This is a genomic window from Agrobacterium sp. LEGMi-208b (assembly GCF_059511785.1).
The window spans coordinates 2606014-2627187 of the sequence record NZ_CM183445.1 but is presented as its reverse complement, the minus strand read 5'-3'; the positions used below and the strand labels follow the sequence as shown (position 1 = coordinate 2627187).

The 21174-nt window shown below is 58.7% G+C and carries 20 protein-coding genes; 3 read left to right on the top strand and 17 right to left on the bottom strand.

Annotated elements, in window-relative coordinates:
- From rpsQ to rpsL, 15 genes are all read right to left on the bottom strand, one after another.
- Entirely contained in the window at window positions 1-237 is a 237-nt protein-coding gene (gene rpsQ, locus AC5YUO_RS12715; RefSeq protein WP_077983837.1) for a 30S ribosomal protein S17, read from the bottom strand.
- A gap of 11 nt (window positions 238-248) precedes the next feature.
- Complete coding sequence (rpmC, locus tag AC5YUO_RS12710; protein WP_003495193.1) at window positions 249-449, bottom strand: 50S ribosomal protein L29; 201 nt, start codon at window positions 447-449, stop codon at window positions 249-251.
- 12 nt (window positions 450-461) lie between these two features.
- Window positions 462-875, bottom strand: coding sequence for a 50S ribosomal protein L16 (rplP, locus tag AC5YUO_RS12705; RefSeq protein WP_003507774.1), 414 nt, complete (start codon window positions 873-875; stop codon window positions 462-464).
- Window positions 876-913: 38 nt separating this feature from the next.
- Entirely contained in the window at window positions 914-1645 is a 732-nt protein-coding gene (rpsC, locus tag AC5YUO_RS12700) for a 30S ribosomal protein S3 (RefSeq protein WP_003495188.1), read from the bottom strand.
- Complete coding sequence (gene rplV / locus AC5YUO_RS12695; protein WP_006313972.1) at window positions 1645-2034, bottom strand: 50S ribosomal protein L22; 390 nt, start codon at window positions 2032-2034, stop codon at window positions 1645-1647. Before rplV ends, rpsC begins: the two co-directional genes overlap by 1 nt.
- A 2-nt stretch (window positions 2035-2036) precedes the next feature.
- Window positions 2037-2315, bottom strand: coding sequence for a 30S ribosomal protein S19 (gene rpsS / locus AC5YUO_RS12690; RefSeq protein WP_003507772.1), 279 nt, complete (start codon window positions 2313-2315; stop codon window positions 2037-2039).
- 15 nt (window positions 2316-2330) lie between these two features.
- Window positions 2331-3167 (bottom strand): 50S ribosomal protein L2, encoded by an 837-nt coding sequence (gene rplB / locus AC5YUO_RS12685; protein WP_003521004.1) that lies wholly within the window; start codon window positions 3165-3167, stop codon window positions 2331-2333.
- A gap of 43 nt (window positions 3168-3210) precedes the next feature.
- On the bottom strand, window positions 3211-3504 hold the full coding sequence (locus tag AC5YUO_RS12680; RefSeq protein WP_003521003.1) for a 50S ribosomal protein L23: 294 nt from the start codon (window positions 3502-3504) through the stop codon (window positions 3211-3213).
- Entirely contained in the window at window positions 3501-4121 is a 621-nt protein-coding gene (gene rplD / locus AC5YUO_RS12675) for a 50S ribosomal protein L4 (RefSeq protein WP_003495173.1), read from the bottom strand. The genes AC5YUO_RS12680 and rplD overlap by 4 nt, the downstream gene beginning before the upstream one ends.
- A 12-nt stretch (window positions 4122-4133) precedes the next feature.
- Window positions 4134-4775, bottom strand: coding sequence for a 50S ribosomal protein L3 (gene rplC, locus AC5YUO_RS12670; RefSeq protein ID WP_003507769.1), 642 nt, complete (start codon window positions 4773-4775; stop codon window positions 4134-4136).
- A 204-nt stretch (window positions 4776-4979) separates the two neighbouring features.
- Window positions 4980-5288, bottom strand: a complete 309-nt coding sequence (gene rpsJ, locus AC5YUO_RS12665; protein WP_003507767.1) for a 30S ribosomal protein S10 — start codon at window positions 5286-5288, stop codon at window positions 4980-4982.
- A gap of 311 nt (window positions 5289-5599) precedes the next feature.
- Entirely contained in the window at window positions 5600-6775 is a 1176-nt protein-coding gene (gene tuf / locus AC5YUO_RS12660) for an elongation factor Tu (RefSeq protein ID WP_173614730.1), read from the bottom strand.
- Between the two features lie 65 nt (window positions 6776-6840).
- Complete coding sequence (gene fusA / locus AC5YUO_RS12655; protein WP_080834948.1) at window positions 6841-8940, bottom strand: elongation factor G; 2100 nt, start codon at window positions 8938-8940, stop codon at window positions 6841-6843.
- 34 nt (window positions 8941-8974) lie between these two features.
- Complete coding sequence (gene rpsG, locus AC5YUO_RS12650) at window positions 8975-9445, bottom strand: 30S ribosomal protein S7 (protein ID WP_003507761.1); 471 nt, start codon at window positions 9443-9445, stop codon at window positions 8975-8977.
- A gap of 76 nt (window positions 9446-9521) precedes the next feature.
- Window positions 9522-9893, bottom strand: coding sequence for a 30S ribosomal protein S12 (gene rpsL, locus AC5YUO_RS12645; RefSeq protein ID WP_003507760.1), 372 nt, complete (start codon window positions 9891-9893; stop codon window positions 9522-9524).
- Between the two features lie 526 nt (window positions 9894-10419).
- On the opposite strand from rpsL, the gene AC5YUO_RS12640 reads away from it, so the two are divergent.
- The 3 genes from AC5YUO_RS12640 (at window position 10420) to AC5YUO_RS12630 (ending at window position 12259) form a co-directional block, all read left to right on the top strand.
- The gene (locus AC5YUO_RS12640) at window positions 10420-10713 is read left to right on the top strand and encodes a transcriptional regulator (RefSeq protein WP_496153535.1); all 294 of its coding nucleotides are present in this window, start codon (window positions 10420-10422) and stop codon (window positions 10711-10713) included.
- Window positions 10714-10724: 11 nt separating this feature from the next.
- A complete protein-coding gene (locus AC5YUO_RS12635; RefSeq protein ID WP_496153534.1) occupies window positions 10725-11075 on the top strand; it encodes a VOC family protein in 351 nt (116 codons plus the stop codon).
- 98 nt (window positions 11076-11173) lie between these two features.
- Window positions 11174-12259, top strand: a complete 1086-nt coding sequence (locus AC5YUO_RS12630) for a helix-turn-helix transcriptional regulator (RefSeq protein WP_496154858.1) — start codon at window positions 11174-11176, stop codon at window positions 12257-12259.
- A 167-nt stretch (window positions 12260-12426) separates the two neighbouring features.
- Here AC5YUO_RS12630 and rpoC read toward each other — a convergent pair whose 3' ends face one another.
- A complete protein-coding gene (rpoC, locus tag AC5YUO_RS12625; RefSeq protein WP_080816633.1) occupies window positions 12427-16635 on the bottom strand; it encodes a DNA-directed RNA polymerase subunit beta' in 4209 nt (1402 codons plus the stop codon).
- 178 nt (window positions 16636-16813) lie between these two features.
- Window positions 16814-20950 carry a DNA-directed RNA polymerase subunit beta gene (rpoB, locus tag AC5YUO_RS12620; RefSeq protein WP_496153533.1) on the bottom strand — a complete coding sequence of 1379 codons (4137 nt, stop codon included), beginning with the start codon at window positions 20948-20950 and terminating at the stop codon, window positions 16814-16816.
- Window positions 20951-21174: the final 224 nt, after the last annotated feature.

Genomic DNA, 21174 nt, shown 5'->3' with positions numbered 1-21174 from the left:
TTAAGCCTGGGCGGAAACGACCGTCCAGCGCTTGTCCTTGGAAATCGGTGCGCATTCCTCGATGGAAACGACATCGCCGACCTTATACTGATTGTTTTCGTCGTGCGCCTTGTACTTCTTCGAACGACGAACGGTCTTTTGCATGAGCGGGTGAGCGAATCGACGCTCAACCCGGACCACGACAGTCTTCTCGTTCTTGTCGGACACTACGACGCCCTGCAGAATGCGTTTCGGCATATTATTCTTCCTTAGGCCTTGGCTTCTGCCGCCTTCTGGCGGGCAATGGTTTTAACGCGGGCGATGTCCTTGCGGACTTCGTTGATGCGCGAGGACTTCTCCAGCTGGCCAGTTGCCTTCTGGAAGCGCAGGTTGAACTGCTCCTTCTTCAGATCGGCGAGCTTGTCCTTGAGCTGGTCGGCGCTGAGGCCGCGAACTTCATCGGCTTTCATGTGCCTTGCTCCTTACTCTGCGATGCGCTGTACGAAGCGCGTCTTGACCGAGAGCTTGGCAGCGCCGAGACGAAGCGCCTCACGGGCGATCTCCTCGGTAACACCGTCGATCTCGAACATCATACGACCGGGCTTGACCTTGCATGCCCAGTAATCGACCGAACCCTTGCCCTTACCCATACGAACTTCGGTCGGCTTGGCCGTAACCGGAACGTCGGGGAATACGCGGATCCACACACGACCTGCGCGCTTCATGTAACGCGTGATCGCGCGGCGGGCCGCTTCGATCTCGCGTGCATTCACGCGGTTCGGTTCCTGCGACTTCAAGCCGAATTCACCGAATGCCAGGTCAAAGCCGCCCTTGGCGACGCCCTTGATGCGTCCCTTGAACTGCTTACGGTACTTAGTACGCTTTGGCTGCAACATTTTCTTACTTCTCCGAGCTTATCTTTCGCCAGCGTCAATCAAGCGTTTTCGCGACGACGATCGGGACGATCGCCACGCTCACGGCTTGCAGGGCCCTGTGCGTCGCCTTCGAGACCGCGACGCTCAGAAGCCATCGGATCGTGCTCAAGGATTTCGCCCTTGAAGATCCAGACCTTGATGCCGCAGATGCCGAATGCGGTTTCAGCTTCGGCCGTGCCGTAGTCGATGTCCGCACGCAGCGTGTGCAGCGGAACGCGACCTTCGCGGTACCATTCGGTACGAGCGATTTCCGCACCACCAAGACGACCGCCGCAGGTGATCTTGATGCCTTCGGCGCCAAGACGCATTGCGGACTGAACAGCGCGCTTCATCGCACGGCGGAAAGCCACGCGGCGCTCGAGCTGCTGGGCAATCGACTGGGCAACCAGCGTCGCGTCGATTTCCGGCTTGCGCACTTCAACGATGTTGAGGTGCGTTTCGGAGTTGGTCATCTCGGAAAGCTTCTTGCGAAGCTTCTCGATGTCCGCGCCCTTCTTGCCGATGATCAGACCCGGGCGAGCCGAGTGGATCGTAACGCGGCACTTCTTGTGCGGACGCTCGATGACGACCTTGGCGATGCCGGCCTGCTTGAGTTCCTTGATCAGGTAAGCCCGGATCTTCAGGTCTTCATGCAGCAGCTTGCCGTATTCAGCAGTGTCAGCGTACCAGCGGCTGTCCCAGGTACGGTTGATGCCGAGGCGGAAGCCGATCGGATTGATTTTCTGACCCATTATGCGGCCTCCCCTTTTTCCTCAACTTCACGAACAACGATCGTGAGGTGAGCGAACGGCTTTTCAATGCGGGAAGCACGACCACGGCCACGAGCGTGGAAACGCTTCATGGTGATGGACTTGCCAACATAGGCCTCGGCGACGACGAGAGCGTCAACGTCGAGGTCATGGTTGTTTTCCGCATTGGCAATTGCAGATTCGAGCGTCTTCTTGACGGTGCCTGCAATGCGCTTGCGGGAGAATTCGAGCTCGGCGAGAGCGCGATCAACCTTCTTGCCACGGATAAGAGCGGCAACCAGGTTCAGTTTCTGGGGGCTGACGCGGAGCGTACGGGCAATGGCCTGAGCCTCATTGTCCTTCAGCCGGCGTTCGGTCTTAGCCTTCGCCATGATTACTTCCTCTTTGCCTTCTTGTCCGCGCCGTGACCGTAATAGGTACGGGTCGGAGAGAATTCACCGAACTTGTGTCCGACCATGTCTTCGTTGACCGAGACGGGCACATGCTTGCTGCCGTTGTAGACGCCGAAGGTCAGACCAACGAACTGCGGCAGGATCGTGGAGCGACGGCTCCAGATCTTGATTACTTCGTTACGTCCGCTCTCGCGCACCTTCTCAGCCTTGGTGAGAAGATAGCCGTCAACAAACGGACCTTTCCATACTGAACGAGCCATTAGTGACTACCTCTCTTACTTCTTACGCTGATGGCGCGAGCGCATGATGAACTTGTCGGTCGACTTGTTCGAACGGGTGCGCTTGCCCTTCGTGGGCTTGCCCCACGGAGTAACCGGGTGGCGACCACCCGACGTGCGACCTTCACCACCACCGTGCGGGTGGTCGACCGGGTTCATGACGACGCCGCGAACGTGCGGACGCTTGCCGCGCCAACGGGAACGACCGGCCTTGCCGTCGTTGATGTTGGCGTGATCCGAGTTCGAAACAGCGCCGATCGATGCGAGGCAGGAGCCGTGCACCAGACGCTGTTCGCCCGAGTTGAGACGCAGGATGGCCATACCGGCATCGCGGCCGACGAGCTGGACATACGTACCGGCGGAGCGAGCGATCTGACCGCCCTTGCCCGGCTTCATCTCGACGTTGTGGATGATCGAACCGACCGGAATGTACTGAAGCGGCATGGTGTTGCCGGGCTTCACGTCCACTGCCTTGTCGGAGGCGATCACCTTGTCACCGGCAGCGAGACGCTGTGGCGCGAGAATGTAAGCCTGTTCGCCGTCGGTATACGTAACCAGCGCGATGAACGCGGTGCGGTTGGGGTCGTATTCCAGACGCTCAACTGTGCCTTCAACGTCGAACTTGCGACGCTTGAAGTCAACCAGACGGTAGGTCCGCTTGTGACCGCCACCCTGGAAACGGACGGTGATCCGGCCCTGGTTGTTACGGCCACCCTTGGAGCTGAGGCCCTGGGTGAGAGCCTTTACCGGCTTGCCCTTGTAGAGCGAAGCGCGGTCCACGATAACCAGCTGACGCTGGCTCGGCGTGGTCGGATTGAAACTTTTCAATGCCATATTCTTGTTCCCTTTTGGGTCTTTGCCCGCTTGGGCCTAACCTTTAGAGTCCGGTGGACACGTCGATGGATTGACCTTCGGCGAGCGTAACGACGGCTTTCTTGACGTCCTTAAGCTTACCGGCGAATCCACGGAAACGACGGGTCTTACCCTTGCGGATAAGCGTGTTCACAGCCGTGACTTTGACGCCGAAGAGAGCTTCCACGGCAGCCTTGATTTCAGGCTTGGAAGCGTTCTTGGCGACGTTGAATACGACCTGGTTCTGTTCGGATACCAGCGTCGACTTTTCCGTGATCGAAGGAGATACGATCACATCGTAGTGGCGAAGATCCGTCATTTGAACCGCTCCTCCAGAGCCTCTACAGCAGCCTTGGAAAGCACCAGCTTGCCACGGCGCAGGATGTCGTAAACATTGATGCCCTGAACCGGCAGAACGTCCACGTTCGGGATGTTCTGAGCAGCGAGCTTGAAGTTGCCATCAAGTTCGGCGCCGCCGATGACGAGAGCGTTGGTCAGGCCAAGCGAAGCGAAGCTGCCCAGCAGAGCCTTGGTCTTTGCTTCGGACGCGACGAGCTGATCGACGATGATCAGTTCTTCAGCCTTCAGCTTTGCAGACAAAGCGTGACGCAGAGCGAGCGCACGAACCTTCTTGGGAAGGTCATGGGCGTGGCTGCGAACGACCGGGCCGTGGGCCTTGCCGCCGCCGCGGAACTGCGGTGCGCGAGCCGAATGGTGACGAGCGCGGCCCGTACCCTTCTGCTTGTACATCTTCGCGCCGGTGCGGGAAACTTCCGACCGGTTCTTGGACTTGTGGGTTCCCTGCTGCTTCTTTGCAAGCTGCCAGCGAACCATGCGGGCCAGGATGTCCTGGCGGGGGTCGAGGCCGAAGATCTCATCCGACAGAGAAACCTTGCCGGCGTCTTTTCCCTCGAGGGTCTTGACGTTCAATTCCATGATAAGGCTCCCTTACTTCGCAGCCGACTTGACGGCGTCGCGGACGATGATCCAGGAACCCTTCGAGCCGGGAACTGCACCCTTCACGAGGATGAGGCCACGGTCTTCATCGGTCGAAACGACTTCGAGGTTCTGGGTCGTAACGCGCGTCTGGCCCATATGACCAGCCATGCGCTTGCCCTTCCAGACGCGGCCCGGATCCTGGTTGTTACCGGTCGAACCGTGTGCACGGTGCGATACGGAGTTACCGTGCGAAGCGCGGCCACCACCGAAGTTGTGACGCTTCATAGCACCGGCAAAACCTTTACCGATCGTGGTTCCAGTGACGTCGACCAGCTGGCCGGACTGAAAATGATTTGCGGTCAGTGTTGCACCGATGTCGATCAGGTTCTCGGGGGAAACCCGGAACTCGACGAGCTTGGCTTTCGGTTCGACATTGGCAGCGGCAAAGTGACCGCGAAGCGCCTTCGTCGTGTTCTTGACCTTGGACTGGCCGGCACCGAGCTGAACTGCGGTATAGCCATTCTTGTCTTCCGTGCGCTGGGCAACGACTTGTACGTTATCCAGTCGCAATACTGTTACAGGGATATGTTCACCTGCGTCGTTATAGACGCGTGTCATACCCACTTTCTGTGCAATCACACCTGAACGCATTGGTTCATCCTCTTGCGAGCCTTGAAGGGAAAACCCTCTCTGGCCTTTGTTAAGGAGTGCCCTTCGACATCTCACGATGTTTCCGGTCTCCGGTTTGGAAGTCGTTGGATTGCTCCACGTACCTTCCTTGTTATTGGCCCTCACCCAAAAGTGAGGTCCGGCCTTGTTACTTCAGCCCTCACCTTGGATGGTTCGGGCCGGGTCTCAGAGCTTGATTTCCACGTCAACGCCGGCAGCGAGGTCGAGCTTCATCAGAGCATCGACAGTCTGCGGGGTGGGGTCAACGATATCGAGAAGACGCTTGTGCGTCCGCATTTCGAACTGTTCACGGCTCTTCTTGTCCACGTGAGGAGAGCGGTTGACGGTAAACTTTTCGATGCGGGTGGGGAGCGGAACCGGGCCGCGAACGCTGGCGCCGGTGCGCTTTGCGGTCGACACGATTTCACGGGTAGAGGCATCGAGGATCCGGTGATCGAACGCCTTGAGGCGGATACGGATATTCTGGCCGTTCATTCGTCTTGTCCTTGTTCTTTGTTATTCGTTTCCGCACGCGGAAACACATGAACTTCTATTGATCGTGGCGCCGCAGATTTTCAAAAATCGAGAGAGATGCGCGTCGCACCCCAATCATTTCGGTAGTCTGTATTGCTAAAAACACCGCGTTCCGCAATCGCTTGCGAATCCAGCGGTGAATGTGAGTGCGCGTTTACGCGCTTTCACCGAATTTTTCAAGCACTAAAAATGCAACGCCGCCAGGCTTTTTATCAAAAGGCTGGCGGCGGTGTTGTTCACACCGCCGCCAGTCTGAATTTCAACGGTCGAAATTACTCGACGATCGAAGCGACGATGCCGGCGCCGACGGTACGGCCGCCTTCGCGGATAGCGAAGCGCAGCTTTTCTTCCATCGCGATCGGAACGATCAGCTCGACGTCAACGGTCACGTTGTCGCCAGGCATAACCATTTCCGTGCCTTCCGGAAGCGTAACGATGCCCGTTACGTCCGTCGTGCGGAAGTAGAACTGCGGACGGTAGTTCGTGAAGAACGGCGTATGACGGCCGCCTTCTTCCTTCGTCAGGATGTAGGCTTCGGCCTTGAACTTCTTGTGCGGCTTAACAGAACCCGGCTTGCACAGGATCTGACCACGCTCGACGCCGTCACGGTTAACACCGCGAACCAGTGCACCGATGTTGTCGCCGGCCTGGCCCTGGTCGAGCAGCTTGCGGAACATTTCAACGCCGGTAACCGTCGTCTTCGAGGTCGGACGGATGCCGACGATCTCGACTTCTTCACCAACCTTGACGATACCGCGCTCAACGCGACCCGTCACAACCGTACCACGGCCCGAGATCGAGAACACGTCTTCGATCGGCATCAGGAACGGCTGGTCGATCGGACGCTCAGGCGTCGGGATGTAGGCGTCAACCGCAGCCATCAGCTCGCGGATCGCGTCTTCACCGATCTTCTTGTCGGAATCTTCAAGAGCGGCAAGAGCCGAACCCTTGATGATCGGGATATCGTCGCCCGGGAAGTCGTAGGACGACAGAAGTTCGCGAACTTCAAGCTCGACGAGCTCGAGAAGCTCGGCGTCGTCAACCTGGTCGACCTTGTTGAGGAACACGACGATCGCCGGAACGCCAACCTGACGGGCAAGCAGGATGTGCTCGCGGGTCTGCGGCATCGGGCCGTCGGCAGCCGAGCAAACCAGGATCGCGCCGTCCATCTGCGCAGCACCGGTGATCATGTTCTTCACGTAGTCGGCGTGGCCGGGGCAGTCAACGTGAGCATAGTGACGGTTCGGCGTCTCATACTCAACGTGGGCCGTCGAAATCGTGATACCACGAGCCTTCTCTTCAGGAGCAGCGTCGATTTGGTCATACGCCTTGAACTCGCCGAAATACTTCGTGATCGCAGCAGTCAACGACGTCTTGCCGTGGTCGACGTGACCGATCGTGCCAATGTTGACGTGCGGCTTATTGCGCTCAAACTTGCTCTTTGCCATTAGTGGCTCTCCATTCTTGTCCCTTGACGGGAATAATCTTCAAAATTCGGTGGGGCGTACCCCGATCACTTCTGACCGGAGTACTTTGCCTGGATTTCCTGCGCCACGTTCGACGGAACCGGCGAATAGTGGTCGAACGTCATCGAGTACTGAGCGCGACCCTGCGACATGGAGCGCAGGTTGTCGACGTACTTGAACATGTTCGCGAGCGGAACGTGCGCGTTGATGACAACGGCGATACCACGGCTTTCCTGGCCCTGGATCTGACCACGACGGGAGTTCAGGTCGCCGATAACGTCGCCGACATAGTCTTCCGGCGTTACGACTTCGACCTTCATCATCGGCTCGAGAAGCTGTGCACCAGCCTTCTTGGCTGCTTCACGGAAGCAGGCACGCGATGCGATTTCGAAGGCGAGAACCGATGAGTCGACGTCGTGGAATGCACCGTCGATGAGCGTCGCCTTGACGCCGAGCATCGGGAAGCCAGCCAGCGGACCGGAAGACAGAACGCTTTCGATACCCTTCTGAACGCCCGGGATGTATTCCTTCGGAACAGCACCACCGACGATCTTGGATTCGAACTTGAAGTCTTCGCCTTCGGGGTTCGGTTCGAAGATGATCTTCACGCGAGCGAACTGACCGGTACCACCGGACTGCTTCTTGTGCGTGTAGTCTTCTTCGTGCTGACGCGTGATGGTTTCGCGATAGGCAACCTGCGGAGCACCGACGGTCGCTTCAACCTTGAACTCGCGACGCATACGGTCAACGAGGATGTCGAGGTGAAGTTCGCCCATGCCTGCGATGATCGTCTGACCGGACTCTTCGTCGGTCTTGACGCGGAACGAAGGATCTTCAGCAGCCAGACGGTTGAGCGCGAGGCCCATCTTTTCCTGGTCGCCCTTGGTCTTCGGCTCGATCGCGATCTGGATGACCGGCTCGGGGAATTCCATGCGCTCGAGGATAACCGGCTTCAGCGGATCGCAGAGCGTATCGCCAGTGGTGGTTTCCTTAAGGCCAGCCAGAGCAACGATGTCGCCGGCAAAGGCTTCTTCGATGTCTTCACGGCTGTTGGAGTGCATCTGCAGCATACGGCCGACGCGCTCGCGCTTGTCCTTGACCGTGTTGATGACAGACGTACCCTTTTCGAGCTTGCCCGAGTAGATACGTGCGAAGGTCAGCGAACCAACGAAGGGGTCGTTCATGATCTTGAACGCGAGCATGGAAAGCGGCTCGCTGTCGTCGGCATGACGCTCGATCTCGGCTTCGGTCTTGAAGTCGATACCCTTGATCGCCGGGATGTCCAGCGGAGAAGGAAGGTAGTCGACAACAGCGTCGAGAAGCGGCTGAACGCCCTTGTTCTTGAACGCGGTACCGCAGAACATCGGGTGGAACTTCACGTCGATGGTGCCGCGGCGAACGAGCGCACGGATCTTGTCGTTGTCGGGCATGATGCCGTTCAGGTAGTCTTCCATCGCTTCTTCGTCGATCTCGACAACGGTCTCGATCAGCTTTTCGCGATATTCGTCAGCCTTGGCCTTCATGTCATCAGGGATCTCGACGACGTCCCACTGGGCGCCGAGCGATTCGTCGCGCCAGATGAGTGCGTTCATCTCGATCAGGTCGATAACGCCCTTGAACTCGGTCTCAGCGCCGATCGGCAGCTGCATGACGACGGCGATGGCGCCGAGACGGGTCTTGATCATCTCTACCGAGCGGTAGAAGTCAGCACCGGTCTTGTCCATCTTGTTGCAGAAGATCATGCGCGGAACATGATACTTCTCAGCCTGACGCCAGACGGTTTCCGTCTGCGGCTCAACACCGGCGTTGGCGTCGAGCAGCGCGATGGCGCCGTCGAGAACGCGCAGCGAACGCTCGACTTCAATGGTGAAGTCGACGTGGCCGGGGGTGTCGATGATGTTGAAGCGGCGCATCTTGCCGTCGCGACCCTTCCAGAAGGTCGTGGTGGCTGCGGAGGTGATGGTGATACCACGCTCCTGCTCCTGCTCCATCCAGTCCATCGTGGCAGCGCCATCATGAACTTCGCCGATCTTGTGCGACTTACCGGTGTAATAAAGAATACGCTCGGTGGTCGTCGTCTTGCCGGCGTCGATATGCGCCATGATACCGAAATTGCGGTAGTCTTCGATTTTATATTCGCGAGCCATAATGGACTGCCTTTCGATATGCGACCGGTTAAGATTACCAGCGGTAATGCGAGAATGCGCGGTTGGCGTCGGCCATCTTGTGCGTGTCTTCGCGCTTCTTGACAGCGGAACCGCGGTTGTTCGCAGCGTCCATGAGTTCGCCGGAAAGGCGATCGACCATGGTCGTTTCGTTACGCTTGCGCGCAGCGGTGATCAGCCAGCGGATGGCCAGAGCCTGACGGCGCTCGGGGCGAACGTCGACCGGAACCTGATACGTGGCACCACCAACGCGGCGCGAACGCACTTCAACGTGCGGAGCAACGTTGTCGAGGGCCGAATGGAACACGCCGAGCGGCTCCTGCTTCGTCTTGCCCTGAACGACGTCGAATGCGCCGTAAACGATGCTTTCTGCGACCGACTTCTTGCCGTGAAGCATGATGGCGTTCATGAACTTGGTGACGACCAGATCGCCGAACTTCGGATCCGGGTTGATCTCACGCTTTTCTGCACTATGGCGACGGGACATATTCTTTGTCTCTCAATGTTATTGACGCTTTACCACGCGGAGAACCTCGCGCAGCGCCGGAATTTGTTAAACCGAATTACTTCGGACGCTTCGCACCGTACTTGGAGCGGCGCTGCTTGCGGTTCTTGACGCCCTGGGTATCGAGAACACCGCGGATGATGTGGTAACGAACGCCCGGCAAGTCCTTTACGCGGCCGCCGCGGATCATGACCACGGAGTGTTCCTGAAGGTTGTGACCTTCGCCAGGAATGTAGCCGATGACTTCGAAGCCGTTGGTGAGGCGGATCTTGGCAACCTTACGCAGAGCCGAGTTCGGCTTCTTCGGGGTCGTCGTGTAAACGCGGGTGCAAACACCACGCTTCTGCGGGTTTTCCTGAAGAGCAGGAACCTTGTTGCGCTTTACCTGTGCCTGGCGAGGCTTGCGGATCAGCTGGTTTACGGTAGGCATATAACCATCCCTTGCAAAAACTACTTTAGCCACCCTCACGGGTGGCGGCTATGCCGTTGCCGGCGACGATGCACGCATATATCCTCATGCGCAAAACGTGGCCCGATCCGTTTTCACGGATGGACCACCAAGAGCAGAGGACACCGGATGAGGCGTCTTGCGTGCAACATTCGTGTCTTCTACGTGCAATGGAGACCCGTTTGAGATGATGTTCGGGAAAAAGCTTTCCGAACGGCCAGCACCCACAGAGGCTCCGATGGCGGGCGTACTACTGTTTTAGCCAGCTTTCGTCAAGGGTGAATCCACATTTTGCGCCGCCACCCATGGCCGCAAAGCCCGCGTCCGGGCCATTTCCAACGCGCTTTAACATAAGTCGGCGCAGAAGGCAGCGATTTTGACCTCGACGCTTTGGCTTTTCACAAAATCCGTCTATTGATTCCCTCAGGGCGGGCCGGATCGGTTTCGCCCCCGCGGGACCGATTCCATCGGCCCGCATGACAGCAACGAAAGATCAAGGAACCGCGTCATGAGCACCCTCCCCGACAACGATAATGGACGCGACGAGCCGATGGTCTTCATCGTCATCGGCAAGGCTTACGAGACCGACAACTCCGAGGGCATCGACATCCACGTCATCCTGCGGGCGCCGGATGACGACACCGCCGTGCGCGAGACGCTGAACGCACTTTCCGAGGAAGGTTTCATCGAAGCCGACCTCGACCAGATCGGCATGCTGACGGAGGTTCCGGACGAGGAGCCGCACGCTTCCGCCTATCAGGGCGCACTCGAAGGCGAAGTCGCCATCATCCGCTTCGCCTGAGGGGCAGACATATGACGGTCAGACGTGTCGTCGCCAATATAGCAACGCCCGAGCCCGCACGGGCGCAGGCGTTCTATGGCGATATTCTCGGCATGCCCGTCGCGATGGATCACGGCTGGATCGTCACCCATGCCGGCCCGCTCGAAGCGCGCGCACAGGTCAGCTTCGCACGCGAAGGCGGCTCCGGCACTGCTGTGCCGGACCTTTCGATCGAGGTCGATGATTTCGATGAAGTCCATGCCAAAATCTTGAAGGCGGGCCTGCCGATCGAATATGGCCCCGTTAGCGAGACGTGGGGCGTCCGCCGGCTCTTTCTGCGCGATCCCTTTGGTAAACTGATCAATATATTAAGTCACTTATAGATTATATACTTTTAATACAGTAGTATTATTTGATTATACGTTGAACAATACCGTGATATGATGTTTACATGGCCCCGACACGAGATTCCGGTGACGGGTTGAATACTATATCGTCGGCAGACATTATTGATGACATTTATGAGGCAGCGCTTTTCCCCGATCGTTGGGCGAAGGTGATTGCCGCCATCGGCCACCGGCTTGACTTCTGGGGTGGCGCCCTCACCTGGGGCAAGGGTGAGGAGGAAGCCTGGCTTTATACGCCCAATTTCCAGGAACTGATGCAGGCCTTCATGGAGGGCGGCTGGAATCACCGCAACGATCGCCTCACCCGCGCGATCCGCGAGGGACAATTTTCCTTCGTGCAGGATTTCGACGTCTTCACCCATGATGAATGGGCTGGGCTGCCGATTGTGCGTGACTTCCTCGTGCCGCGTGGATTGGGATATGGGGCGGCCACCCAGGTTGCACCGCCTGATCATCCGGAAATGACGGTGCTTTTCGAGCGCAAGCTGGAGAGTGGCGTCATCGGGCCGGAGACCATGGCGGCGCTCGGCGGGCTGAGGCCGCATATTGCCCGCAGCCTTACGCTTGCAACCCGGCTGCAGCGGCAGAAGGCCGATGCCATGACGCTCGGCCTCAACGCCATTGGGGCACCGGCCGCGGTGCTGCAGGCAAGCGGACGCATTCTCTCCGCCAACGACCTTTTTGTGTCGCTGCAGAAATCCATTTCGACCCGCGCCCGTGACAGGATCGTCATCTCCGACGAAAGAGTGAACCGGCTTCTCTATAAGGCGCTCGCTGGTCACGCTATCGGCTCGTTTCCCCTGCCCACCAACGAGGACGGAGCCTGCATCCTTCACGTCATACCCCTGCGCAAGAATGCACTCGACTTGTCACCGAATGGCAGCGCCATCGTGCTGATATCCCAGCCCATGGGCACCATTGCCGATGCGAGCACCCTGCTGAAGGGGCTGTACGACCTCACCAGAGGCGAAGCCCGCGTTGCGCTGGAAATCATGAAGGGTCTTTCGCTTCCCGCCGTCGCGAAGCAATTGCAGATCTCCCACGAAACGGTTCGCAGCAACGCCAAGTCGATCTATGCGAAGACCGGCAGCACCGGTCAGGCCGATCTCGTTCGCCGGCTTTCCGTTCTGACCCGCTACAACATCCGCGAACAGGGCTGATCCCGGCGCCGGGCTTCAGGGCGCCGTCAATGAGAGACTGGGAAATGGGGTGGCCGCCGAAAGGCCGCTCCATGCCAGGGCCCGCACAAACAAAAACGCCCGGATTGCTCCGGGCGTTTTCATTGAACTTTGGCGAGGCTTCGCAAAGCCCCTGCCCCTGCCTGACCTTATTCGGCAGCCGGAGCCTGGTCCGTCATGTCCTGCAGCATCTGGTTGGCAGAACCTGCACCCGTACCCTTGCGGCGTTCCTCGAGAATGAGGTCGTCGCGCGAGGTGGCGATGCGGCGGATCTGCGTCATGGTGCCGCCGGTACCGGCCGGGATGAGGCGGCCGACGATGACGTTTTCCTTGAGGCCCTGCAGCGTGTCCGTCTTGCCGGCGATCGCAGCTTCCGTGAGAACCTTGGTGGTTTCCTGGAAGGATGCGGCCGAGATGAAGGACGGCGTCTGCAGCGAAGCCTTGGTGATACCAAGCAGAACAGGATCGCCGTAAGCCGGCTTCTTGCCCTCTTCGATCAGACGGTCATTCATGTCGTCCAGCTCGATACGGTCGACATTGTCGCCAACGATGTACTGGCTGTCACCGGCATCGGTGATCTCGACCTTCTGCAGCATCTGGCGAACGATCACCTCGATGTGCTTGTCGTTGATCACAACGCCCTGCAGTCGGTAGACTTCCTGGATTTCGTTCACGAGGTAGGAAGCCAGAGCCTCCACGCCCTTGATCGCCAGAATGTCGTGCGGTGCCGGGTTGCCGTCGAGAATGTATTCGCCCTTCTCGATGTAGTCGCCTTCCTGAAGATGGAAGGGCTTGCCCTTCGGGATCAGGTATTCGACCGGCTCGACGCCGTCTTCCGCAGGCTCGATCATCACGCGACGCTTGTTCTTGTAGTCGCGGCCCAGCCGGATCGTACCATCGATCTCTGCGATGATGGCGTGATCCTTCGGACGACGGGCTTCGAACAGTTCGGCAACGCGCGGCAGACCGCCGGTGATGTCCTTCGTCTTGGCGCTTTCCAGCGGCGAACGTGCAAGCACGTCACCCTGGGAGACCTTCGCACCCGGCTCGACCGACAGGATGGCGTCGACCGAGAGCTGGAAGCGGGCTTCGCCACCACGGGCAAGCTTCGCAACCGCACCGGACGCGTCCTTGATGACGATCGCAGGCTTGAGGTCCGAACCGCGCGGCGTCGAACGCCAGTCGATGACCTGACGCTTGGTGATGCCGGTGGATTCGTCGGTCGCTTCCAGAACGGAGAGGCCGTCGACGAGGTCTTCGAAGTGAACGGTACCTTCCACTTCCGTCATCATCGGACGGGTGTAGGGGTCCCACTCCGCAAGACGCTGACCGCGCTTAACCTTGTCGCCATCGTCCACGAAGATCTTCGAACCGTAAGCGACACGCTGCGTGGAACGTTCCGCGCCGCGCTCGTCCAGGATCGTAACGGACATGTTACGGCCCATGGCGATGAGAACGCCTTCGGAGTTCCGCAGGATGTTGCGGTTCTTGATCTGGATCGTGCCTTCATACGAAGCTTCGAGGAACGACTGGTCGACCACGTTCGCCGTACCGCCAAGGTGGAAGGTACGCATGGTAAGCTGCGTGCCCGGTTCACCGATCGACTGTGCGGCAATGACGCCAACGGCTTCGCCCATGTTGACAGGCGTACCGCGTGCAAGGTCACGACCGTAGCAGACGCCGCAGACGCCGATCTGCACTTCGCAGGTAAGCGCCGAGCGGATGCGGACGGACTGGATGCCGGCCTTCTCGATGGTGGCAACGTCGGCTTCGTCGATCAGCGTTCCAGCCTTGACGATGTTTTCGCCAGTGACCGGATTGTCGATATCATCCAGAGCCGTACGGCCGAGGATACGTGCGCCGAGCGAGGCAACGACCTGACCGGCATCGACGATGGCGGTCATGGTGAGGCCCTTGTCGGTGCCGCAATCCCTGGAGTTGACGATGCAATCCTGCGCGACGTCGACGAGACGACGGGTCAGGTAACCCGAGTTCGCGGTCTTCAGGGCGGTATCTGCGAGACCCTTACGGGCACCGTGGGTCGAGTTGAAGTACTCGTTAACGGTCAGGCCTTCCTTGAAGTTCGAGATGATCGGCGTCTCGATGATTTCACCCGACGGCTTCGCCATCAGGCCGCGCATGCCGCCCAGCTGACGCATCTGGTTCGGAGAACCACGAGCACCCGAGTGGGACATCATGTAGATGGAGTTCATCGGCTTCTGGCGGCCCGTTTCCGGATCGAACTCGACAGCCTTGATGCGTGCCATCATTTCTTCGGCGACCTTTTCGGTTGCCTTGCCCCAGGCGTCGACAACCTTGTTGTACTTTTCGCCCTGGGTGATGAGACCATCATTATACTGCTGTTCGTATTCCTTCACGAGAGCTTCGGTGTCGCCGACGATCTTCACCTTGCTGTCCGGAATGACCATGTCGTCCTTGCCGAACGAAATGCCGGCGCGGCAGGCATGGGCAAAGCCGAGCTGCATGATGCGGTCGCAGAAGATGACCGTGTCTTTCTGGCCGCAATGACGGTAGACCGTGTCGATCATCTTGGAGATGTTCTTCTTGGTCATTTCCTGGTTGCAGACGTCGAAAGGCACGTTGACGTTCTTCGGCAGAAGTTCGCCAATCAGCATACGGCCGGGGGTCGTTTCATGGATCTTCGAAACCGGCTTGCCATCGGCATCCACGGTCTTGAAGCGGCCGCGGATCTTGGCATGCAGCGTCACGACCTTGTTTTCAAGTGCGTGATGCAGCTCACCGATATCCGAGAAGGCCATGCCTTCGCCCGGCTCGTTCTGGTTCATGATCGACAGGTAGTAGAGGCCGAGAACCATGTCCTGCGACGGAACGATGATCGGGTGACCGTTCGCCGGATGCAGGATGTTGTTGGTCGACATCATCAGCACGCGTGCTTCCAGCTGGGCTTCCAGCGAAAGCGGCACGTGAACAGCCATCTGGTCACCGTCGAAGTCGGCGTTGAAGGCCGTGCAGACGAGCGGGTGCAGCTGGATGGCCTTGCCTTCGACCAGCATGGGTTCGAAAGCCTGGATACCCAGACGGTGCAGCGTCGGTGCGCGGTTCAGAAGAACCGGATGCTCGCGGATAACCTCGTCGAGGATATCCCAGACCTCAGGCTTTTCCTTTTCAACCAGCTTCTTGGCCTGCTTGACGGTCGAGGAGTAACCCTTGGCGTCGAGGCGGGCGTAGATGAACGGCTTGAACAGTTCGAGCGCCATCTTCTTCGGCAGGCCGCACTGGTGCAGCTTCAGTTCCGGACCGGTCACGATGACCGAACGACCGGAATAGTCGACGCGCTTGCCGAGAAGGTTCTGGCGGAAGCGGCCCTGCTTGCCCTTGAGCATGTCGGAGAGCGACTTCAGCGGACGCTTGTTGGCACCCGTGATGACGCGACCGCGACGGCCGTTATCGAACAGCGCATCGACGGATTCCTGCAGCATACGCTTTTCGTTGCGGATGATGATGCCAGGTGCGCGAAGCTCGATCAGGCGCTTCAGACGGTTGTTACGGTTGATGACGCGGCGATAGAGATCGTTGAGGTCGGACGTCGCGAAACGGCCGCCATCCAGCGGAACCAGCGGACGCAGGTCCGGCGGAATGACCGGAACGACCTTCATGATCATCCATTCAGGACGGTTACCAGACTCCATGAAGTTCTCGACGATCTTCAGGCGCTTCATCAGCTTCTTCTGCTTGAGATCAGACGTGGTCTCAGCAAGTTCGGCACGCAGGTCGCCGGCGATCTTTTCGAGGTTCATCGAAGCCAACATCTCGTAGATGGCTTCAGCGCCGATCATGGCGGTGAACTGGTCTTCGCCGAACTCGTCGACGGCGATCATGTACTCTTCTTCGGACAGAAGCTGGTTCTGCTTCAGCGAAGTCAGGCCAGGCTCGGTGACGATGTAGTTCTCGAAATAAAGAACGCGTTCTACATCCTTCAGGGTCATGTCGAGCAGGGTCGAGATACGCGAAGGAAGCGACTTCAGGAACCAGATATGGGCAACCGGCGCTGCGAGCTCGATGTGGCCCATGCGCTCACGGCGAACGCGCGACAGCGTGACTTCGACGCCGCACTTTTCGCAGATGATGCCCTTGTACTTCATGCGCTTGTACTTGCCGCACAGGCACTCATAGTCCTTGATCGGTCCGAAGATGCGCGCGCAGAAAAGACCGTCACGCTCAGGCTTGAACGTACGGTAGTTGATGGTTTCCGGCTTCTTGATCTCGCCGTAGGACCACGACAGGATTTTTTCCGGCGAAGCAATCGAAATCCGGATGGAATCGAAATGCTGCGCAGGCACCTGAGGATTGAAAAGATTCATGACCTCTTGGTTCATGCCTTGTCTCCTTGAGAGGCTAGCTGCTGCCCCTGTTTGCATCCGGACCGGTTTCTTCCCGGGTCGCCGTCCAGAGCTTTAAATACGGATTAACCGCACAATGCGGCGAAAGTGTCCCACGCCAGCCGGGCTGACGGGAAACCGGCGGGCGCCCGGAAGGCGCCCGCCTCTCTCATTTTTATTCCGCCGCGTCGGGCAGCTGGTCTTCTGGCTGGTTCTCGATCTTCGAGTTTTCCAGCTCAACCGAAAGACCGAGCGACCGCATTTCCTTGACGAGAACGTTGAAGCTCTCCGGAATACCGGCCTCAAAGGTATCGTCGCCACGGACGATCGCTTCGTAGACCTTGGTGCGGCCGGCCACGTCGTCCGACTTGACGGTCAGCATTTCCTGCAGCGTGTAGGCCGCGCCGTATGCTTCCAGAGCCCAGACTTCCATTTCCCCGAAGCGCTGTCCGCCGAACTGCGCCTTGCCGCCCAGCGGCTGCTGGGTAACGAGCGAGTAAGGACCGATCGAGCGAGCGTGGATCTTGTCGTCGACAAGGTGGTTCAGCTTGATCATGTACATGTAGCCGACGGTGACCTTGCGGTCGAACGGCTCACCGGTACGACCGTCATAAAGGACGGACTGACCGGATTCATGCAGACCTGCCTTCTTCAGCATCGCGGCGACGTCGGGCTCATGCGCACCGTCGAAGACCGGGGTCGCGATGGAAACACCGCGCTTGGCTTCTTCGGCAAGCTTCACCAGCGAGTCGTCGTCGAAACGCTGAACCTCGTCATTGGCTTCAGACGCGTAGATTTCCGTCAGCTCGCTGCGAAGCTCGCTGATGTCCATCGTCTTGCGATACTCTTCGAGCATCTCGCCGATCTTCTTGCCCATGCCTGCGCATGCCCATGCGAGGTGGGTTTCGAGGATCTGGCCGACGTTCATGCGCGAAGGCACGCCGAGCGGGTTCAAGCAGATGTCGACATGCGTGCCGTCTTCGAGGAACGGCATGTCCTCGACAGGAACGATACGCGAGACGACGCCCTTGTTACCGTGACGGCCGGCCATCTTGTCGCCCGGCTGGATCTTGCGCTTAACAGCAACGAAGACCTTGACCATCTTCATGACGCCCGGAGGCATTTCATCGCCGCGCTGGACCTTTTCGACCTTGTCCATGAAGCGCTGTTCAAGGCGCGACTTGGATTCATCGTACTGGCCGCGAAGCGCTTCGAGTTCGGACTGGGCCTTCTCGTCTTCGACCGCGAACATCCACCACTGCGAGCGGGGATATTCGGAGACGACGGCGTTGGAAAGCTCGACGCCCTTCTTGAAGCCCTTCGGACCGGCGATGGAAATGTGGCCACGCAGCATGTCGATCAGGCGGCCGTAGACGTTACGGTCGAGGATCGCCTGCTCGTCGTCGCGGTCCTTCGCTAAGCGCTCGATCTCTTCGCGCTCGATAGCCATCGCGCGCTCGTCCTTCTCCACACCGTGACGGTTGAAGACGCGGACTTCGACGACCGTACCAAACGTGCCCGGAGGCATGCGCATGGAGGTGTCGCGAACGTCGGAAGCCTTTTCACCGAAGATGGCGCGCAGAAGCTTTTCTTCCGGCGTCATCGGGCTTTCGCCCTTCGGCGTGATCTTGCCGACGAGGATGTCGCCCGGCTGAACTTCCGCACCGATGTAAACGATACCGGCTTCGTCGAGGTTCTTCAGCGCTTCCTCCGAAACGTTCGGAATGTCGCGCGTGATTTCTTCCGGACCAAGCTTCGTGTCGCGCGCCATCACTTCGAATTCTTCGATGTGGATGGAGGTGAACACGTCATCGGAAACGATACGTTCCGACATCAGGATCGAGTCTTCGTAGTTGTAGCCGTTCCAGGGCATGAACGCGACGAGCGCGTTGCGGCCGAGAGCCAGATCGCCGAGGTCGGTCGACGGACCATCCGCGATGATATCACCCTTGGAGATGATGTCGCCGACGGAAACCAGCGGGCGCTGGTTGACGCAGGTGTTCTGGTTCGAACGCTGGAACTTCTGCAGACGGTAGATGTCAACACCGGACTTGCCGGCATCGAGGTCTTCCGTGGCGCGGATAACGATACGGGTCGCATCCACCTGATCGACCACACCGCCACGACGGGCTGCAATGGCAGCACCGGAGTCACGGGCAACGATCGGCTCCATGCCGGTACCGACGAACGGTGCCTCGGCGCGCAGAAGCGGAACGGCCTGACGCTGCATGTTCGAGCCCATGAGAGCGCGGTTGGCGTCGTCGTTTTCCAGGAACGGAATGAGAGCCGCTGCGACCGAAACGAGCTGTTTCGGCGAAACGTCCATCAGGTTGATGTTGTCACGCGGTGCGAGCATAACTTCGCCCGAGTGACGGCAGACGACGAACTCTTCCGAGAACGAACCGTCTTCATTGAGCGGCGCATTGGCCTGCGCGACGTAATACTTCGCCTCTTCCATGGCGGAGAGGTAGATCACGTCGTTGGTCACCTTGCCGTCCACGATCTTGCGGTACGGGCTTTCGATGAAGCCGTACTTGTTGACGCGGGCGAAGGTTGCAAGCGAGTTGATCAGACCGATGTTGGGGCCTTCAGGCGTTTCGATCGGGCAAATACGGCCGTAGTGGGTCGGGTGAACGTCGCGGACTTCGAAGCCGGCGCGCTCGCGGGTCAGACCACCCGGTCCAAGAGCCGAAAGACGGCGCTTGTGGGTGATTTCCGAAAGCGGGTTCACCTGGTCCATGAACTGCGACAGCTGCGAGGAACCGAAGAATTCGCGAACGGCGGCGGCTGCCGGCTTCGCGTTGATCAGATCCTGCGGCATCACGGTGTCGATTTCGATCGAGGACATACGTTCCTTGATCGCACGTTCCATGCGCAGAAGGCCCAGACGATACTGGTTTTCCATCAGCTCGCCGACAGAACGAACACGGCGGTTGCCGAGGTTGTCGATGTCGTCGATTTCGCCCTTGCCGTCGCGCAGTTCGACCAGCATCTTGACGACGGCGAGGATGTCTTCCTTGCGCAGCGTGCGCACGGTGTCTTCCGCATCGAGGTCGAGGCGCATGTTCATCTTGACGCGGCCAACGGCCGACAGGTCGTAACGCTCCGCATCGAAGAACAGCGAGTTGAACATCGCTTCCGCCGATTCCATGGTCGGCGGCTCACCCGGACGCATGACGCGGTAGATGTCGAACAGGGCTTCCTGGCGGTTCTCGTTCTTGTCGGCCGACAGCGTGTTGCGGATATAGGCGCCAACATTGACGTGGTCGATGTTGAGGACCGGAATCTCGTCAAAGCCGGACTGCAGGATGAGACCGAGGGTCTTCTCGTCGATTTCGTCGCCGGCTTCGAGATAGATTTCACCCGTCTCGTAGTTGACGATGTCTTCGGCCAGATAGTTGCCGTAGAGGTCTTCGTCGGTCGCTTTCAGCGCCTTGAGGCCTTTCTCCGTCAGCTGGCGGATCAGGCGCGGGGTCAGCTTCTTGCCACCCTCGACCACAACTTCGCCGGTATCGGCGTCGATCATGTCGGTGATGACCTTGGCGTTCTTCAGCGTTTCAGGCTGGAACGGAATGCGCCAGCCGTCGCCGTCGCGCTCATAAGAAGCCTTGGTGTAGAAGGTCGACAGAATGTCTTCGCCATCCATGCCAAGCGCCATCAGCAGCGAGGTCACGGGGATCTTGCGGCGACGGTCGATACGCGCATAGACGATGTCCTTGGCGTCGAATTCGATGTCGAGCCAGGAACCGCGATAGGGGATGACGCGGGCAGCAAACAGCAGCTTGCCGGAAGAATGGCTCTTGCCCTTGTCGTGATCGAAGAACACGCCCGGCGAACGGTGCATCTGCGAAACGATGACACGCTCGGTACCGTTGACGATGAACGTACCGTTATTGGTCATGAGCGGCATGTCGCCCATGTAAACGGACTGTTCCTTGATGTCCTTGATGGACTTCGCGCCCGTATCTTCATCGATATCGAACACGATGAGGCGCAGCGTCACTTTCAGCGGCGCAGCATAGGTCAGATCGCGCTGACGGCATTCCTCGACGTCGAACTTCGGCGCTTCGAATTCGTAGGACACGAATTCGAGCATGGAGGCGCCGGAAAAATCGGTGATCGGGAATACGGACTTGAATACGGCATTCAATCCCTCGTCGGGACGGCCACCCTTGGGCTCGTCAACCATGAGAAACTGGTCGTACGAAGCCTTCTGAACCTCGATGAGGTTCGGCATTTCCGCTACTTCTGGAATTTTGCCGAAAAACTTGCGTACGCGCCTGCGACCGTTAAACGAAAGGGTCTGAGCCATCGTCGCTCCTTTAAAAATTGCATCCGGGCCTGCAACGGACGGGAACCGATGGCCAGTCGATCCCGTCAAGCAATGGGTATCATCAATCTCGTTCCACATCCCGGATCGATCAGGCCGGATTGCCTAGATGAGCCGGTTCGGAACCATTCTCTTGAAGAACCCATTACCCAAAAGCCATTTTCACGCGGCTTTTGGGTAATGAGTTTTAAAAACGATGACGACGG

What these genes read in the sequence shown, in the direction of transcription:
- rpsQ (WP_077983837.1), bottom strand. Translation starts at nt 237, where the DNA reads ATGCCGAAACGCATTCTGCAGGGCGTCGTAGTGTCCGACAAGAACGAG.
- rpmC (WP_003495193.1), bottom strand. Translation starts at nt 449, where the DNA reads ATGAAAGCCGATGAAGTTCGCGGCCTCAGCGCCGACCAGCTCAAGGAC.
- rplP (WP_003507774.1), bottom strand. Translation starts at nt 875, where the DNA reads ATGTTGCAGCCAAAGCGTACTAAGTACCGTAAGCAGTTCAAGGGACGC.
- rpsC (WP_003495188.1), bottom strand. Translation starts at nt 1,645, where the DNA reads ATGGGTCAGAAAATCAATCCGATCGGCTTCCGCCTCGGCATCAACCGT.
- rplV (WP_006313972.1), bottom strand. Translation starts at nt 2,034, where the DNA reads ATGGCGAAGGCTAAGACCGAACGCCGGCTGAAGGACAATGAGGCTCAG.
- rpsS (WP_003507772.1), bottom strand. Translation starts at nt 2,315, where the DNA reads ATGGCTCGTTCAGTATGGAAAGGTCCGTTTGTTGACGGCTATCTTCTC.
- rplB (WP_003521004.1), bottom strand. Translation starts at nt 3,167, where the DNA reads ATGGCATTGAAAAGTTTCAATCCGACCACGCCGAGCCAGCGTCAGCTG.
- AC5YUO_RS12680 (WP_003521003.1), bottom strand. Translation starts at nt 3,504, where the DNA reads ATGACGGATCTTCGCCACTACGATGTGATCGTATCTCCTTCGATCACG.
- rplD (WP_003495173.1), bottom strand. Translation starts at nt 4,121, where the DNA reads ATGGAATTGAACGTCAAGACCCTCGAGGGAAAAGACGCCGGCAAGGTT.
- rplC (WP_003507769.1), bottom strand. Translation starts at nt 4,775, where the DNA reads ATGCGTTCAGGTGTGATTGCACAGAAAGTGGGTATGACACGCGTCTAT.
- rpsJ (WP_003507767.1), bottom strand. Translation starts at nt 5,288, where the DNA reads ATGAACGGCCAGAATATCCGTATCCGCCTCAAGGCGTTCGATCACCGG.
- tuf (WP_173614730.1), bottom strand. Translation starts at nt 6,775, where the DNA reads ATGGCAAAGAGCAAGTTTGAGCGCAATAAGCCGCACGTCAACATTGGC.
- fusA (WP_080834948.1), bottom strand. Translation starts at nt 8,940, where the DNA reads ATGGCTCGCGAATATAAAATCGAAGACTACCGCAATTTCGGTATCATG.
- rpsG (WP_003507761.1), bottom strand. Translation starts at nt 9,445, where the DNA reads ATGTCCCGTCGCCATAGTGCAGAAAAGCGTGAGATCAACCCGGATCCG.
- rpsL (WP_003507760.1), bottom strand. Translation starts at nt 9,893, where the DNA reads ATGCCTACCGTAAACCAGCTGATCCGCAAGCCTCGCCAGGCACAGGTA.
- AC5YUO_RS12640 (WP_496153535.1), top strand. Translation starts at nt 10,420, where the DNA reads ATGAGCACCCTCCCCGACAACGATAATGGACGCGACGAGCCGATGGTC.
- AC5YUO_RS12635 (WP_496153534.1), top strand. Translation starts at nt 10,725, where the DNA reads ATGACGGTCAGACGTGTCGTCGCCAATATAGCAACGCCCGAGCCCGCA.
- rpoC (WP_080816633.1), bottom strand. Translation starts at nt 16,635, where the DNA reads ATGAACCAAGAGGTCATGAATCTTTTCAATCCTCAGGTGCCTGCGCAG.
- rpoB (WP_496153533.1), bottom strand. Translation starts at nt 20,950, where the DNA reads ATGGCTCAGACCCTTTCGTTTAACGGTCGCAGGCGCGTACGCAAGTTT.